The following is a 15,070-nucleotide window of genomic DNA, read 5'->3' as shown; positions in this document are numbered from 1 at the left end:
GGTTTCGTCCCACAGGGATCAGCGTTGGTTCATTCGTGATGCGGTTCGCCCAGGAACGTCAACGAACTGAATAACCCCCGACTGCTCACCTCTGCATTGTCCTTCACCGGCACCTCCACCTGCGCCGCAATCACATTCAATCCCTCGTTACGCACCAGCACCTGAGCGCGGCCGTCCTTGTCGGTTTCAGTGCTCAAGGTATTCGGCGCGCTGCGGTAGTCACCGATCAACTTCACGCCCGCTGCCGGTTTGCCATCCAGCAACACCCGCACCGGCAATGATTTCCCTGGGCCGACGGTCAGCGGATCGACCTCTGGCAGGATCAGCAATTTGATCTGATTGAGTTTGGGCAGCTTCGCTCCCGGCTGATAAATCGCCAGGCTGTACTTGAGGGTCTCGGTCGACTCGATGGCGCCCGGGACTTTGCTGCGCCCCTCGTTGACCCATTTCTTGTCGGCGGTTTGCGACCACATGCCATTGTTCAGGGCCACGGCCATTACCGCCGGCGGTTTCAGCGGTTGCAGGCGGGCGTGATCTGCAAGGCGCTGCACACTGACGGGAATCATCTTGCCGCTCGTGTCAAAGGCCCACGCCCCGCTGACCTTCTGCGGTTTGAAAGCATTGTCCTCGGCACCGTGGCCGTAGACGACTTCGATATTGCCGCGCCGTTGTTCGGTCCACAGACCATGCGCTGATGCTTGGCTAGCGAACAGCGCAGCGATGATCAATAAGAGTTTGCCGTAATGCATGGTGACGTCCTTTTACAGGTTGAATGTCAGGCTGACCGTGAAATTGCGCGGCTCGCCGGGGTTGACCCAGTAGCTGCTGTACGAGCGCTCGTAGTACTTTTCGTCGAACAGGTTGTTCAGGTTCAGGCCGAGAGTGACGGTGTCGCTGGCCTTGTAATGGGCCAGCAGGTCGACGGTGTGATAGGCCGGCAGCTCGAAATCGCTGCCGGACTCACCTGAGCGGTCACCGACGTAAGTGAACGCCGCGCCGATATCCGAGCCGCGCAAGCGACCGTCCTGAAACTCGTAGACACCCAGCACGCTGCCGCTGCGTTTGGCGACCCCGAGGATGCGGCTACCGGCGGGGATCGCGGCATCCCCCTTGGTCACTTCGGCGTCGATCCAGGCGAAAGCGCCGATCACCCTGACGGCGTCGGTGACTTGCCCGGTGACCTGCAGATCGAAACCCCGGCTGCGGGCCTTGCCCATGGCGCGGCTGGTATCGGTGCCCGGGTCGAGGGCGAGGACGTTTTCCTTGTCGATATGGAAGAAGGCGAGGGTGCTGCTTAAACGTTCGTCGAACAGCTCGTTCTTGATCCCGATTTCGTAACCCACGCCTTCTTCCGGATCGAAGGATTTGCCAGCCGCATCGAGGCCGTTGTTCGGTTTGAATGAGGTCGAGGCGTTGGCGAACAGGCCGGTGTCCGGTGTCAGTTGATAGAGCAGGCCGGCACGTTGGGTGAGCGCGTCGTGGGTCTGGCGGCTGGTGGTGTTGCGGCTGTGGTCATCGATGGTTTGCTCGAAGTGCTCGAATCGCGCCCCGATCATCCCGCGCAGTTTTTCGCTGAAGACGATTTGATCCTGCAGGTTCAGCGCATGGCTTTCGACGTGTTCGAAGAAGTCTGTACCGGAGCGTGCGCCGTTGGGTTTGGGCTGGCCGTACACCGGGTTATAGATATCGATGGCGTAAGGCCCGCCGGCGATGGTGGTGACGCGCTCGTTCTTGCGGAAGTTCTCGTACTCGCTGCCGATCAGCAGTTCGTGCTGCCAGGTGCCGAGGTCGAACAGACCGCGCAGTTCCAGTTGGGTGATGCTGTCGTGCCAGTTGGTATCGCGTTCGCGATAGCGGCGGTTGACGGTGTGGCCATCGGCATTCAAGGGACGGTTTTCGGAGGCGAAACCCCAGAGTTTGCCCTCCTTGTAATGGCTGGCCAGGCGCAGTTTCCAGGCATCGTTGAGGTGGTGCTCAAGCGTGGCTTGCAGTCTGTTGTTGTGGTTGTCGATGTTGCCGTCGTTCGGCTCACCCAGGAATGTCGAGCGCGAGACGCCGCTCCATTTATTGTTAGGTGCAACGATGCCGCGGTCGAAGGTCGAGCCATGACGCACGAATTCGCTCTCCACCAGCAGGCTGGTGTCCGGGTTCAACTGCCAACTGAGAGAGGGGGCAACGAATACACGTTTACTGTCGACGTGGTCGCGAAAGCTGTTGTTGTCCTCGACCGCGAGATTGATTCGCGACAGCACATCGCCCTGATCATCCAGCGGCGTGTTGACGTCCAGCGCGGTGCGATAGCGATCCCGACTGCCGGCGCTGGTTTGCAGGGTGGTGAAGGCCGCTGGCTGCGGTTTTTTGGTGACGATGTTTACCGTGCCGCCCGGATCACCTCGGCCATACAGGCTGGCGGCCGGTCCTTTTAGCACTTCGATGCGCTCGATGTTGGCGGCGTCCGGTGTGCTCGGATAACCACGGTTGGCGCTGAAGCCGTCCTGGTAAAACTCAGAGGTGGTGAAGCCGCGCACGCTGTATTCGTAAAGCGTCAGGCCGCCGAAGTTGTTTTGCTTCGACACGCCACCGGCGAAATCCAGCGCGCGTTCTACGCTGGTGCTGCCCAAATCCTTGAGCACGCTGGCGGGCACCACGCTGATGGCCTGCGGAATATCGCGGATCGCGGTGTCGGTTTTGGTGGCGCTGGACGAGCGGGTAGCGCGATAGCCTTTGACCGGGCCGGCAGGGGATTCGTAATCGGAGATGACGCTGATGGCGTCGAGTTCAAGCGTTTGCGGTTCATCGGCAAACGCGGGATCGCCCAGCAGGCCAAGGGTCAGGCCGAGGAGGGAGGCCTTTTTTCGAGACGACATGTTATGTTGTTCCAATGTGCTAATTGAAACAATATAACATGCCTGTTGAGAATGTCTGTTATTCGCGTCAGTGACGCGAACAAAGTCTTACTCTTCTTTTTCCTTCACCGGCGCCGGCGGTGGGCGCAGACCGATTTCAGCCGTGAGCTTGATCTCCTTGCCGTTGCGCATCACCTGAATCGTGACCTTGTCGGTCGGCTTGATCCGCGCCACCTGGTTCATCGACTTGCGGCCATCACCGGCCGGTTCGCCGTCGATGCTCAGGATCACGTCACCCAGTTGCAGGCCGGCCTTCTGGGCCGGGCCATCGCGGAAAATCCCCGCCACTACAATTCCCGGACGCCCGGACAGGCCAAACGACTCGGCCAGCTCCTGGGTCAGCGGTTGCACTTCAATGCCCAGCCAGCCGCGAATCACCTGGCCGTGTTCGATGATCGACTTCATCACTTCCATCGCCAGTTTCACCGGGATCGCAAAACCGATCCCTTGTGAACCCCCGGACTTGGAGAAAATCGCAGTGTTGATGCCAGTCAGGTTGCCGTTGGCGTCGACCAGCGCACCACCGGAGTTGCCCGGGTTGATCGCCGCGTCGGTCTGGATGAAATCTTCGTAGTTGTTCAGGCCCAGCTGGTTACGGCCGGTGGCGCTGATGATGCCCATGGTCACGGTCTGGCCGACCCCGAACGGGTTGCCGATCGCCAGTGCGACGTCGCCAATGCGGATATTGTCGGAGCGTCCGACGGTGATCGCCGGCAGGTTCTTCAGGTCGATCTTCAGGACGGCGAGGTCGGTTTCCGGATCGCTGCCGATCACTCGGGCCAGGGTTTCGCGACCGTCCTTGAGCGCCACGACGATCTGGTCAGCGCCGCTGGTGACGTGGTTGTTGGTCAGGATGTAGCCTTCCGGGCTCATGATCACGCCGGAGCCGAGGCTTGATTCCATGCGCTTCTGCTTCGGCGAATTGTCACCGAAGAAGCGGCGGAACTGCGGATCCTCGAACAGCGGATGGCTCGGCTTGTTGATGACTTTGGTGGTGTAGAGGTTGACCACCGACGGCGCAGCGATGGTCACCGCGTCCGCGTAGGACACTGGCCCCTGCTGCACGCTGGTGGTCTGCGGGGCCTGTTGCAGGTTGACGTCGAGGCTCGGAAGCCCGACCCACTGCGGGTAACGCTGAATAATCAACAGAGCGATAAGCACACCGGCCAACAGCGGCCAGCCGAAAAAACGCAGCGCCTTGAGCATTAAGCACGTCCTGGAAAAGTTGCAGGCGGGGGCAGACCGCCCATAATGTCGCGCATTATACGAGGCCGCGCGCGCCTCTGAACGGGATATTTAGGAGTCTTTCATGGCCGTCGCCCTGAGCACCCTGGTCGAAGAAGCCGACCGTTACCTCGGCAGTGCGAAAATTGCCGATTATTGCCCCAACGGCCTGCAGGTCGAGGGCCGTCCGCAGGTGATGCGCATCGTCAGCGGCGTCACCGCCAGCCAGGCGTTGCTCGATGCCGCCGTCGAGGCCGAAGCCGATCTGGTGCTGGTGCATCACGGCTATTTCTGGAAGGGCGAAAACCCGTGCATCACCGGCATGAAGCAGCGCCGTCTGAAGACGCTGCTCAAGCACGATATCAGTCTGCTCGGTTATCACCTGCCGCTGGATCTGCACCCGGACGTCGGCAATAACGTGCAGTTGGCCCGTCAGTTGGACATCACTGTCGAAGGGCCGCTGGATCCGGACAATCTGAAGATCGTCGGTCTGGTCGGTTCGCTGAGCGAGCCAATGACCCCGCGCGACTTCGCCCGCAAAGTGCAGGAAGTCATGGGCCGCGAGCCGCTGCTGGTCGAAGGTAGCGCGATGATCCGTCGAGTCGGCTGGTGTACCGGCGGCGGCCAGGGTTACATCGACAATGCGATTGCGGCCGGCGTCGATCTGTTCCTCAGCGGTGAGGCTTCCGAGCAGACATTCCACAGCGCCCGGGAAAACGACATCAGCTTCATTGCCGCCGGCCATCACGCCACCGAACGCTATGGCGTGCAGGCGCTGGGTGACTATCTGGCGAAACGCTTTGCTCTGGAACACATCTTTATCGACTGCCCGAATCCGATCTGAGCGCCCGAACGGGCAGGCATATTCATATACCCTTTCGATCTAGTCGGCGTCCTGATTAGAAGAGGTCGCTGTGCTAGGATTCCTCGCTCGAACACGGCCCGCTGGCCGTTCATAAGAAAGCTTTCGTGAGTAGCCATGGTCGACAAACTGACGCATCTGAAACAGCTGGAGGCGGAAAGCATCCACATCATCCGCGAGGTGGCCGCCGAGTTCGACAACCCGGTGATGCTGTACTCCATCGGTAAAGACTCCGCCGTGATGCTGCATCTGGCACGCAAGGCGTTCTTCCCGGGCAAACTGCCGTTTCCGGTGATGCACGTCGACACCCGCTGGAAATTCCAGGAAATGTACAAGTTCCGCGACAAGATGGTCGAAGAGCTTGGCCTGGACCTCATCACTCACATCAACCCCGACGGCGTGGCGCAGAACATCAACCCGTTCACCCACGGCAGCGCCAAGCACACCGACATCATGAAGACCGAGGGCCTGAAGCAGGCACTCGACAAGCATGGTTTCGACGCAGCCTTCGGCGGTGCCCGTCGCGATGAAGAGAAGTCCCGCGCCAAGGAGCGCGTCTACTCGTTCCGCGACAGCAAACACCGCTGGGACCCGAAGAACCAGCGCCCGGAGCTGTGGAACGTCTACAACGGCAAGGTCAACAAGGGCGAATCCATTCGTGTGTTCCCGCTGTCGAACTGGACCGAGCTGGACATCTGGCAGTACATCTACCTCGAAGGCATCCCGATCGTACCGCTGTACTTCGCGGCAGAGCGCGAAGTGATCGAGAAGAACGGCACGCTGATCATGATCGACGACGAGCGCATCCTCGAGCACCTGTCCGACGAGGACAAGGCGCGCATCGTCAAAAAGAAAGTGCGTTTCCGTACCCTTGGCTGCTACCCGTTGACGGGCGCGGTGGAGTCCGAGGCCGAAAGCCTGACGGACATCATTCAGGAAATGCTCCTGACGCGAACTTCCGAGCGCCAGGGCCGGGTCATCGACCACGATGGCGCAGGCTCGATGGAAGACAAGAAACGTCAGGGTTATTTCTAAGGGGTTGTCATGTCGCACGCATCTGATTTGATCAGCGAGGACATCCTCGCCTACCTGGGCCAGCACGAACGTAAAGAGCTGCTGCGCTTTTTGACCTGCGGTAACGTCGATGACGGCAAGAGCACCCTGATCGGGCGCCTGCTGCACGACTCGAAGATGATCTACGAAGATCACCTGGAAGCCATCACCCGCGATTCGAAGAAAGTCGGCACCACCGGTGACGACATCGACCTGGCATTGCTGGTCGACGGCCTGCAGGCCGAGCGCGAGCAGGGCATCACCATCGATGTCGCCTACCGCTATTTCTCTACCGCCAAGCGCAAATTCATCATCGCCGACACCCCCGGCCATGAGCAGTACACCCGCAACATGGCCACCGGTGCGTCCACCTGTGACCTGGCGATCATCCTGGTCGACGCCCGTTACGGCGTGCAGACCCAGACCCGTCGCCACAGCTTCATTGCCTCGTTGCTGGGCATCAAGCACATCGTCGTCGCCATTAACAAGATGGACCTCAAGGGTTTCGATCAGGGCGTGTTCGAGTCGATCAAGGCCGACTACCTGAAGTTCGCCGAAGGCTTGAAGATGAAGCCGACGAGCATGCACTTCGTGCCGATGTCCGCTCTCAAGGGCGACAACGTGGTGAACAAGTCCGAGCGCTCGCCGTGGTACACCGGCCAGTCGCTGATGGAAATCCTCGAGACCGTGGAAGTGGCGGGTGACCGCAACTTCACCGATCTGCGTTTCCCGGTGCAGTACGTCAACCGTCCGAACCTGAACTTCCGCGGTTTCGCCGGCACTTTGGCCAGCGGCATCGTCAAGAAGGGCGACGAAGTCGTGGTCCTGCCGTCGGGCAAGAGCAGCCGCGTGAAATCCATCGTCACCTTCGAGGGCGAACTGGAACACGCAGGTCCTGGCCAAGCGGTAACGCTGACCATGGAAGACGAGATCGACATCTCCCGTGGCGACCTGCTGGTCCACGCCGACAATGTTCCGCCGGTCACCGACAGCTTCGAAGCGATGCTGGTGTGGATGGCTGAAGAGCCGATGCTGCCGGGCAAGAAATACGACATCAAGCGTGCTACCAGTTACGTGCCGGGTTCCATCGCCAGCATCGTCAACAAGGTTGACGTCAACACCCTCGAAGAAGGCCCGGCGAGCGCGTTGCAGCTCAATGAAATCGGCAAGGTGAAGATCGCGCTCGACGCGCCGATCGCCCTCGACGGTTACGACAGCAATCGCACCACCGGCGCGTTCATCGTCATCGACCGTTTGACCAACGGCACCGTCGGCGCCGGCATGATCGTCGCTCAGCCGGTGACCCACGGTACGGCCACGCACCACGGCAAACTGGCCCACGTAGCGACCGAAGAACGCGCCCAGCGTTTCGGCCAGCAACCGGCCACCGTGCTGTTCAGCGGCCTGTCCGGCGCTGGCAAGAGCACGCTGGCCTATGCCGTCGAGCGCAAACTGTTCGATATGGGCCGTGCGGTGTTCGTGCTGGATGGTCAGAACCTGCGTCACGACCTCAACAAAGGCCTGCCGCAGGATCGCGCCGGTCGCACTGAGAACTGGCGTCGTGCTGCACACGTGGCGCGTCAGTTCAACGAAGCCGGTCTGCTGACACTTGCGGCTTTCGTGGCGCCGAGTGCCGAAGGTCGTGAACAGGCCAGGGATCTGATCGGCAAGGAGCGTCTACTGACAGTCTATGTCCAGGCCTCGCCGACTGTCTGCGCCGAGCGTGATCCGCAAGGTTTGTACGCTGCCGGTGGCGATAACATTCCGGGTGAGTCGTTCCCGTATGACGTACCGCTGGATGCTGATCTGGTGATCGATACCCAATCGTTGTCGCTGGATGAAAGCGTCAAGCAAGTGCTGGATCTGCTGCGCAAGCGTGGCGCGATTTAAGCGTCAGATGAAAGAAGAAAACCCGCAGACAAGTGATTGTCTGCGGGTTTTTTGTTGCCTTTGATATTGCTATCGCTGGCAAGCCAGCTCCCACAGGGTTCCTGCCTTACACAATATTTGTGTGCGCTGAAAATCCACTGTGGGAGCGGGCTTGCCCGCGATGAGGGCATTACAGACACCTGATTACTTCGTTGGATACTCGCTGTGCATCTGCGCAAGCAGCGCATCCTTGTCTTGCCACAGCTGATTGATCCAGCCCTGGAATTGCAGGCGGTACTCGCCGTCCTGGTCGTAGTTCCTGCCGATGAACTGCGGCGGGATCTTCAGCTCTTCAAAGTGCACCACTACGTCTCGGACGTTGCCGCACAGCAGGTCCCAGAAGCCAGGGCGTCCGCCTGGGTAGTGAATGGTCACGTTGACGATCGATTCCAGCTGTTCGCCCATCGCATCCAGTACGAATGCGATGCCGCCGGCCTTGGGCTTGAGCAGGTGTTTGAACGGAGATTGCTGCTGCGCGTGTTTGCCTTCGGTAAAGCGTGTGCCCTCGACGAAGTTGAAGATGCCCACCGGGTTGTCGCGGAATTTCGCGCAGGTCTTGCGGGTGGTTTCGAGGTCTTTGCCTTTCTTTTCCGGGTGTTTCTCCAGATAGGCTTTCGAATAGCGCTTCATGAACGGGAAGCCGAGTGTCCACCACGCGAGGCCGATCACCGGGACCCAGATCAGTTCCTGCTTGAGAAAGAACTTCAGCGGCTGAATGCGTCGGTTGAGCACGTATTGCAGCACCAGAATATCGACCCAGCTCTGGTGGTTGCTGGTGATCAGGTACGAGTGTTGATAGTCCAGGCCTTGCAGACCGCTGAGGTGCCAGCGGGTGCGGCGGACCAGGTTCATCCAGCCTTTGTTGTTGCTGATCCAGGCTTCGTGGGTGTGGCTCATCAGCCAGCGCGAGGCGCGGCGTGCGAGGTCGAACGGCAGCACTTTGATCAGTGCCACGAGAAACAGGAACGAGCACAGCAGGATCGTGTTCAGCGCCAGCAGCAGCGCAGCGATCACGCCGCGCAGGGTGGCAGGGAGAAAAGCCAGCATCGGGTCAGATATCCAGAGGTCGGTTGGCAGCCTGAATCGCGGTCAGGGCGATGGTGTAGACGATGTCGTCGACCTGCGCGCCGCGCGGCAGATCGTTCACCGGTTTGCGCAGGCCTTGCAGCATCGGGCCGAGGCTGACGCAATCGGCACTGCGCTGCACGGCTTTGTGGGTGGTGTTGCCGGTGTTCAGGTCGGGGAACACGAACACCGTGGCGCGACCGGCCACCTGGCTGTTCGGTGCCAGTTGCCGGGCCACGGATTCGTTGGCGGCGGCGTCGTACTGCAACGGGCCGTCGATCAGCAAAGAGTGCTGTTGTTCGTGGGCGAGCAGGGTGGCTTCGCGGACCTTTTCGACTTCCTCGCCGGTGGCCGATTCGCCGCTGGAGTAGCTGATCATCGCCACGCGCGGGGTGATGCCGAACGCGGCGGCCGAGTCGGCGCTTTGCAGGGCGATTTCGGCCAGTTCGCTGGCGCTCGGGTGCGGATTCATCACGCAGTCGCCGTAGACCAGCACCTCCTCGGGGAACAGCATGAAGAACACCGACGACACCAGCGTGCAGCCCGGCGCGGTCTTGATCAGTTGAAGCGCCGGGCGAATGGTGTTGGCGGTGGTGTTGATGATGCCGGAGACCAGTCCGTCGACCTCATCCAGCGCCAGCATCATGGTGCCGATCACCACGGTGTCTTCCAGTTGTTGCTCGGCCATTGGCGCATTGAGGCTTTTGCTCTTGCGCAGGGCGACCATCGGTTCGACGTAGCGCTCGCGGATCAGATCCGGATCGAGGATTTCCAGCCCCGGCGGCAGCGTGATGCCCTGGGCACGGGCGACGGCTTCGACGTCCACCGGTTTGGCCAGCAGCACGCAACGGGCAATCCCGCGTTCCTGACAGATCGCCGCCGCTTGCACGGTGAGCGGTTCGCTGCCTTCGGGCAGGACGATGCGTTTGTTGGCGGCCTGGGCGCGTTGAATCAATTGATAGCGGAACACCGCCGGCGACAGGCGCATTTCCCGTGGCGTACCGCAGCGCTGGTGCAGCCAGTTGGCATCCAGATGGCTGGCGACGAAATCGGTGATGATCTCCGCACGTTCGCGGTCATCGACGGGGATTTCCTTGTTCAGGCCGTTGAGCAGGTTGGCCGTGTCGTAGGAGCCGGTGCTCACCGACAGCACCGGCAAGCCAGCCTGCAACGCGCCACGGCACAAGTCCATGATGCGTGGGTCGGGCAGGGTGTCGCTGGTCAGCAGCAGGCCGGCCAGCGGCACACCGTTGATGGCTGCGAGGCTGACCGCGAGGATGATGTCGTCGCGATCGCCGGGGGTCACCACCAGCACGCCGGGCTTGAGCAGATCGACGGTGTTGCGCATGGTGCGCGCGCAAATGATGGTCTTGGTCATGCGCCGGGTTTCGTAGTCGCCGGCGTTGAGCACCTGGGCGCCCATCAGATCGGCCACATCGCGGGTGCGCGGGGCGTTGAGTTCGGGCTGGAACGGAATGCAGCCGAGCAGACGGAAATCACCGGTGCGCAGCAAGGGCGAATGCTCTTTCAGTCGCGCGGCGAAGGCGTCCATGCTTTCGTCGGTCTTGACCTTGTTGAGGATCACGCCGAGGACTTTCGGGTCTTTCGGCCCGCCGAACAACTGCGCCTGCAACTCGACTCGGCCTGACAGCTCGGTCAGCACTTCGTTTTCCGGGGCCGAGACCAGAATCACCTCGGCATCCAGGCTCTTGGCCAGGTGCAGGTTGACCCGCGCGGCGTAGCTGGCGCTGCGGGTCGGTACCATGCCTTCGACGACCAGCACGTCTTTGCCGATGGCGGCCTGCTGGTAGAGGGTGATGATTTCTTCAAGCAATTCGTCGAGCTGACCGTCGCCGAGCATCCGCTCGACATGGGCCAGGCCCAGTGGCTGCGGCGGTTTCAGGCCGTGGGTGCGGGCCACCAGCTCGGTGGAGCGCTCAGGGCCGGTGTCGCCCGGATGCGGCTGGGCAATCGGTTTGAAGAAGCCGACTTTCAGCCCGGCCCGTTCCAGCGTACGCACCAGCCCGAGGCTGATGGAGGTCAGACCCACACCAAAGTCGGTGGGCGCGATAAAAAAAGTTTGCATGCGGATTCTCTAAGGGTGCATGGCAATGGCGATCGTCTCTGTGTGCCGATCTGCCGCAATTCAGTCGCCAAGGTTATCGCTAACCGAGCCTTGTGCGCACCAACCGCAAGCAAAGGGTTGGCCTATTTTTTCAATACGTTGCGCGGCGTCCAGGACCCAGGCCCGGGACTGCCACGGCGGCAGGTGGCGCAGGTGCTGGGTGTGGCCGCAGGACAGCTCGGCGACCCAGTGGCCGTCCTCGTCCTGATGGAATCCGGTGACGGTCACGGGCGCCAATCGATCCCGTCTGTCCGGGTTCTGTTCGCTTTCGGGCAAATCCTTGTTTAGACTTGTCCGTTCTTCATTCTTATGCAAAAGGTCTCGCCCCATGCTGATCGCCGCCAATAAGGCTGTCTCCATCGACTATACCCTGACCAACGACGCTGGTGAGGTCATCGACAGCTCCGCCGGCGGCGCTCCGCTGGTCTACCTGCATGGCGCAGGCAACATCATCCCGGGCCTGGAAAAAGCCCTGGAAGGTAAAGAAGTCGGCAACGATCTGGAAGTTTCCGTCGAGCCGGAAGATGCCTACGGCGAATACGCCGCTGAACTGGTCAGCACCCTGAGCCGCAGCATGTTCGAAGGCGTTGACGAGCTGGAAGTCGGCATGCAGTTCCACGCTTCGGCGCCGGACGGCCAGATGCAGATCGTCACCATTCGTGACCTGGACGGCGACGACGTCACTGTCGACGGCAACCATCCGCTGGCCGGTCAGCGCCTGAACTTCAAAGTGAAGGTCGTTGCCATCCGTGACGCCAGCCAGGAAGAAATCGCTCATGGTCACGTCCATGGCGAAGGTGGCCATCACCACTGATTTCTGCGCTAAGCTTTCGAGTACTGGAGAGGCGCCCGAGGGCGCCTTTTTAGTCCGCGGCTGTCCTTGGTGGCCTCGCCAAGTGGCTGTTTCGAGTAGAACACGGGAATCTGGAGTTCGTCATGAGTGCTTTTCACGACCTTAAGTTGACAGCCCTGGATGGTCAGGAGCTACCGCTGGCACCCTTCAAGGGCCAAGTCGTGCTGGTGGTCAACGTCGCCTCCAAATGCGGCTTGACCCCACAGTACGCGGCGCTGGAAAACCTTTATCAGCAATACAAAGGCAAAGGCTTCAGTGTGCTGGGCCTGCCGTGCAACCAGTTTGCCGGCCAGGAACCGGGCAGTGAGCAGGAGATCCAGGAATTCTGCAGCCTCAACTATGGCGTGAGTTTTCCGTTGTCGAAAAAGCTCGAAGTCAATGGCCACGACCGTCATCAGCTGTACCGTCTGCTGGCGGGCGAGGGCGCGGAGTTTCCCGGTGACATCACCTGGAATTTCGAGAAATTCCTGCTTGGAAAGGACGGCCGGGTATTGGCCCGGTTCTCGCCACGCACGGCGCCGGATGATCCTTCGGTGATTACCGCGATTGAAAAAGCCCTTAGCTGAAGCACCAAAATCGCAGCCCTCGAGCTGCGATTTTTTTCGCCTGCCTTTTGACCCTTAATCATTCAGATCAATAGTGCTATCACACCGTTGGAACTCCGCATATTATCGCCGTCATATGAATCGCATGTCCGTCGATCAATTTTTCGTGGAGCCTCCCATGTCCGTGCAAGCCCTGTTCAAACCGTTCCAGCTCGGTGCCTTCGAACTGCCGACCCGCGTGGTCATGGCGCCGATGACCCGTTCGTTTTCCCCGGGCGGCGTACCCAATTCCAAAGTGATCGAATACTACCGTCGCCGCGCAGCGGCCGGTGTCGGCCTGATCATCACCGAAGGCACCACCGTCGGCCACCAGGCTTCCAACGGTTATCCGAACGTGCCGCACTTCTACGGTGAAGCGGCGTTGGCCGGCTGGAAAAAAGTCGTCGACGCGGTACACGCCGAAGGCGGCAAGATCGTTCCGCAGCTGTGGCACGTCGGCAATGTGCGCCGTCTGGGCACCGAGCCGGATGCGAGCGTGCCGGGTTACGGCCCGTCGGAAAAACTCAAGGACGGTCAGGTCGTGGTGCACGGCATGACCAAACAGGACATCCAGGATGTAATCGCCGCGTTCGCTCAAGCCGCCAAAGATGCCCAAAGCATCGGCATGGACGGCGTGGAAATCCACGGCGCCCACGGTTACCTGATCGACCAGTTCTTCTGGGAAGGCAGCAACCAGCGCACTGACGAATACGGTGGCAGCCTGGCCAACCGTTCACGTTTCGCCATCGAGCTGATCCAGGCCGTACGCGCGGCTGTTGGCGAAGGCTTCCCGATCATCTTCCGTTTCTCGCAGTGGAAACAGCAGGACTACACCGCGCGTCTGGTGCAAACCGCCGAAGCCCTGGGCGAGTTCCTCAAGCCGTTGTCCGACGCCGGCGTGGACATTTTCCACTGCTCGACGCGGCGTTTCTGGGAGCCGGAGTTCGACGGTTCCGACCTGAACCTGGCTGGCTGGACACGCAAACTGACCGGCAAACCGACCATCACCGTCGGTAGCGTCGGCCTCGATGGTGAGTTCCTGCAGTTCATGGTCAACACTGACAAAGTCGCGCAACCGGCCAGTCTGGAAAAACTGCTGGAGCGTCTGAACAACGACGAATTCGATCTGGTGGCGGTGGGGCGTGCGCTGCTGGTCGATCCGGACTGGGCGCAGAAAGTGCGCGAAGGCCGCGAGCAAGACATTCTGCCGTTCAGCCGTGAGGCGTTGATGACGCTGGTTTGATCGACGTGGGCGGCTTGTCGCGCAGGTCGCGGCAAGCCCCCAGCAAATGGTTTTCAAATTGTTCGACGATGGCTGCCCAGCCCTGACGGCTGGCGTGTTGGCGCGCGTTCAGGCGCACGCAGCGCAACCTTTCGTTTTCTTCCAGCAGCCACGCCGCTGCCTCGCAGAACGCCTCTTCATCCCCGGGCATCGCCAGCACGCCGTTGTAGCCATGGCGAATATGCTGGGCCGCCGCAGCCTGATCGTAAGCCACCACCCCGAGGCCCGAGGCCAGCGCTTCCAGCACGACGTTGCCGAAGGTTTCGGTCAGGCTCGGAAACAGAAACACATCCCCCGAGGCATAGTGCGCCGCCAGCGCTTCGCCCCGTTGCGAGCCGCAGAAAATTGCCTCGGGCAGTTCATTTTCCAGTGCCATTCGTTGCGGCCCGTCGCCGACCACGATCAGCTTCAACTTTAGCTGTGGATAAGTGCTGGCCAGTTTCTCGAAGCTGCGCTTGAGCAGGCCGAGGTTCTTCTCCGGCGCCAGGCGTCCTACGTGAATGACCGCAATGTCCTGCTCGCCGAGACCCCATTGCTCACGCAAGGCATTCAGGCGTTTGGCCGGGTGAAACAACTGACTGTCGACACCCCGCGACAGCAGCGCCAGGCGTTCGAAGTGCCGACGCTCCAGTTCCAGGCGCTGGCTGACGCTCGGCACCAGCGTTAGCGCCGAACGGTTGTGAAACCAGCGCAGGTAATGGGTGAGCAAACGGGTCAGCAATCCCAGCCCGTACTGGTGGGTGTATTGCTGGAAGTTGGTGTGAAAGCCGCTGACCACGGCAATCCCCAGACGCCGTGCCGCGCGCAATGCCGACAGCCCGAGCGGACCTTCGGTGGCGATATAGAGCACATCCGGGCGCTGGCGGGTCCAGCGCCGCAACAGTTTGTGCATCGACGACTGACCCCATTGCAACCCCGGATAACCCGGCAACGGCCAGCCCCGGCACAGCAGCAACGAGTCGTCTTCAGTGCGCTGCGGGTCGTCAGCCTGACGCGGTCGCACCAGTTCCACCCGATGCCCGCGTGCGCGCAAACCGTCGCACAAACGGCCAAGGGTATTGGCCACGCCGTTGATTTCTGGTGGGAAGGTTTCGCTGATGAGGGTGATATGTAGAGCTGTCGTCATGGCCTCAGTGTCGGCTGAGGCCATGTCGTGGTTGTGACGTTCGGATGATGGATTTGTGACG

At 60.8% G+C, this 15,070-nt stretch carries 13 protein-coding genes; 6 read left to right on the top strand and 7 right to left on the bottom strand.

Annotated elements, in window-relative coordinates; genetic code table 11:
- Positions 1–29: 29 nt before the first annotated feature.
- The 3 genes from AWU82_RS18805 to algW all read right to left on the bottom strand — a co-directional run bounded on the left by AWU82_RS18805 (position 30) and on the right by algW (position 4,112).
- Positions 30–749 carry a DUF4198 domain-containing protein gene (locus AWU82_RS18805; RefSeq protein ID WP_064382521.1) on the bottom strand — a complete coding sequence of 240 codons (720 nt, stop codon included), beginning with the start codon at positions 747–749 and terminating at the stop codon, positions 30–32.
- Positions 750–761: 12 nt separating this feature from the next.
- On the bottom strand, positions 762–2,867 hold the full coding sequence (locus AWU82_RS18800; RefSeq protein WP_064382520.1) for a TonB-dependent siderophore receptor: 2,106 nt from the start codon (positions 2,865–2,867) through the stop codon (positions 762–764).
- A gap of 87 nt (positions 2,868–2,954) precedes the next feature.
- Positions 2,955–4,112, bottom strand: a complete 1,158-nt coding sequence (gene algW, locus AWU82_RS18795; RefSeq protein ID WP_064382519.1) for a Do family serine endopeptidase AlgW — start codon at positions 4,110–4,112, stop codon at positions 2,955–2,957.
- A 103-nt stretch (positions 4,113–4,215) separates the two neighbouring features.
- On the opposite strand from algW, the gene AWU82_RS18790 reads away from it, so the two are divergent.
- The 3 genes from AWU82_RS18790 (at position 4,216) to cysN (ending at position 7,935) form a co-directional block, all read left to right on the top strand.
- Positions 4,216–4,974 (top strand): Nif3-like dinuclear metal center hexameric protein, encoded by a 759-nt coding sequence (locus tag AWU82_RS18790; RefSeq protein WP_011332485.1) that lies wholly within the window; start codon positions 4,216–4,218, stop codon positions 4,972–4,974.
- Between the two features lie 135 nt (positions 4,975–5,109).
- On the top strand, positions 5,110–6,027 hold the full coding sequence (cysD, locus tag AWU82_RS18785) for a sulfate adenylyltransferase subunit CysD (RefSeq protein WP_007912374.1): 918 nt from the start codon (positions 5,110–5,112) through the stop codon (positions 6,025–6,027).
- Positions 6,028–6,036: 9 nt separating this feature from the next.
- The gene (gene cysN / locus AWU82_RS18780) at positions 6,037–7,935 is read left to right on the top strand and encodes a sulfate adenylyltransferase subunit CysN (protein ID WP_064382518.1); all 1,899 of its coding nucleotides are present in this window, start codon (positions 6,037–6,039) and stop codon (positions 7,933–7,935) included.
- A 183-nt stretch (positions 7,936–8,118) separates the two neighbouring features.
- Here the strand turns inward: cysN and yihG are convergent, their stop codons facing one another.
- The 3 genes from yihG to AWU82_RS18765 are packed head-to-tail and all read right to left on the bottom strand — an operon-like array spanning position 8,119 to position 11,524.
- Positions 8,119–9,021 (bottom strand): 1-acylglycerol-3-phosphate O-acyltransferase, YihG family, encoded by a 903-nt coding sequence (gene yihG, locus AWU82_RS18775; protein ID WP_064382517.1) that lies wholly within the window; start codon positions 9,019–9,021, stop codon positions 8,119–8,121.
- 4 nt (positions 9,022–9,025) lie between these two features.
- The gene (gene pta / locus AWU82_RS18770) at positions 9,026–11,125 is read right to left on the bottom strand and encodes a phosphate acetyltransferase (protein ID WP_064382516.1); all 2,100 of its coding nucleotides are present in this window, start codon (positions 11,123–11,125) and stop codon (positions 9,026–9,028) included.
- Positions 11,126–11,185: 60 nt separating this feature from the next.
- Positions 11,186–11,524, bottom strand: coding sequence for a DUF3565 domain-containing protein (locus tag AWU82_RS18765; protein ID WP_170928952.1), 339 nt, complete (start codon positions 11,522–11,524; stop codon positions 11,186–11,188).
- Here AWU82_RS18765 and AWU82_RS18760 point away from each other — a divergent pair.
- The 3 genes from AWU82_RS18760 to AWU82_RS18750 all read left to right on the top strand — a co-directional run bounded on the left by AWU82_RS18760 (position 11,493) and on the right by AWU82_RS18750 (position 13,844).
- Positions 11,493–11,978: an FKBP-type peptidyl-prolyl cis-trans isomerase gene (locus AWU82_RS18760; RefSeq protein ID WP_011332490.1), complete on the top strand. Its 486-nt coding sequence runs from the start codon at positions 11,493–11,495 to the stop codon at positions 11,976–11,978. The genes AWU82_RS18765 and AWU82_RS18760 overlap by 32 nt on opposite strands.
- Positions 11,979–12,100: 122 nt before the next feature.
- The gene (locus AWU82_RS18755; protein ID WP_007959082.1) at positions 12,101–12,583 is read left to right on the top strand and encodes a glutathione peroxidase; all 483 of its coding nucleotides are present in this window, start codon (positions 12,101–12,103) and stop codon (positions 12,581–12,583) included.
- Positions 12,584–12,740: 157 nt separating this feature from the next.
- On the top strand, positions 12,741–13,844 hold the full coding sequence (locus AWU82_RS18750; RefSeq protein WP_064382514.1) for an NADH:flavin oxidoreductase: 1,104 nt from the start codon (positions 12,741–12,743) through the stop codon (positions 13,842–13,844).
- Here the strand turns inward: AWU82_RS18750 and AWU82_RS18745 are convergent.
- The gene (locus AWU82_RS18745) at positions 13,813–15,033 is read right to left on the bottom strand and encodes a glycosyltransferase family 4 protein (protein WP_064382513.1); all 1,221 of its coding nucleotides are present in this window, start codon (positions 15,031–15,033) and stop codon (positions 13,813–13,815) included. The two genes, AWU82_RS18750 and AWU82_RS18745, sit on opposite strands and share 32 nt — an antisense overlap.
- Positions 15,034–15,070 lie beyond the last annotated feature (37 nt).

The sequence above is a fragment of the Pseudomonas glycinae genome (assembly GCF_001594225.2).
In the GTDB taxonomy this organism is placed as follows: Bacteria; Pseudomonadota; Gammaproteobacteria; order Pseudomonadales; family Pseudomonadaceae; genus Aquipseudomonas; species Aquipseudomonas glycinae.
Note: the sequence above shows the minus strand (reverse complement) of the source record. Positions and strands in the feature narration are given on the sequence as shown.

Coding starts and splice junctions, on each gene's coding strand:
- yihG (WP_064382517.1), bottom strand. CDS start 9,021: ATGCTGGCTTTTCTCCCTGCCACCCTGCGCGGCGTGATCGCTGCGCTG.
- AWU82_RS18755 (WP_007959082.1), top strand. CDS start 12,101: ATGAGTGCTTTTCACGACCTTAAGTTGACAGCCCTGGATGGTCAGGAG.
- AWU82_RS18800 (WP_064382520.1), bottom strand. CDS start 2,867: ATGTCGTCTCGAAAAAAGGCCTCCCTCCTCGGCCTGACCCTTGGCCTG.
- AWU82_RS18765 (WP_170928952.1), bottom strand. CDS start 11,524: ATGGAGACAGCCTTATTGGCGGCGATCAGCATGGGGCGAGACCTTTTG.
- AWU82_RS18790 (WP_011332485.1), top strand. CDS start 4,216: ATGGCCGTCGCCCTGAGCACCCTGGTCGAAGAAGCCGACCGTTACCTC.
- AWU82_RS18805 (WP_064382521.1), bottom strand. CDS start 749: ATGCATTACGGCAAACTCTTATTGATCATCGCTGCGCTGTTCGCTAGC.
- AWU82_RS18760 (WP_011332490.1), top strand. CDS start 11,493: ATGCTGATCGCCGCCAATAAGGCTGTCTCCATCGACTATACCCTGACC.
- AWU82_RS18750 (WP_064382514.1), top strand. CDS start 12,741: ATGTCCGTGCAAGCCCTGTTCAAACCGTTCCAGCTCGGTGCCTTCGAA.
- algW (WP_064382519.1), bottom strand. CDS start 4,112: ATGCTCAAGGCGCTGCGTTTTTTCGGCTGGCCGCTGTTGGCCGGTGTG.
- cysN (WP_064382518.1), top strand. CDS start 6,037: ATGTCGCACGCATCTGATTTGATCAGCGAGGACATCCTCGCCTACCTG.
- pta (WP_064382516.1), bottom strand. CDS start 11,125: ATGCAAACTTTTTTTATCGCGCCCACCGACTTTGGTGTGGGTCTGACC.
- cysD (WP_007912374.1), top strand. CDS start 5,110: ATGGTCGACAAACTGACGCATCTGAAACAGCTGGAGGCGGAAAGCATC.
- AWU82_RS18745 (WP_064382513.1), bottom strand. CDS start 15,033: ATGGCCTCAGCCGACACTGAGGCCATGACGACAGCTCTACATATCACC.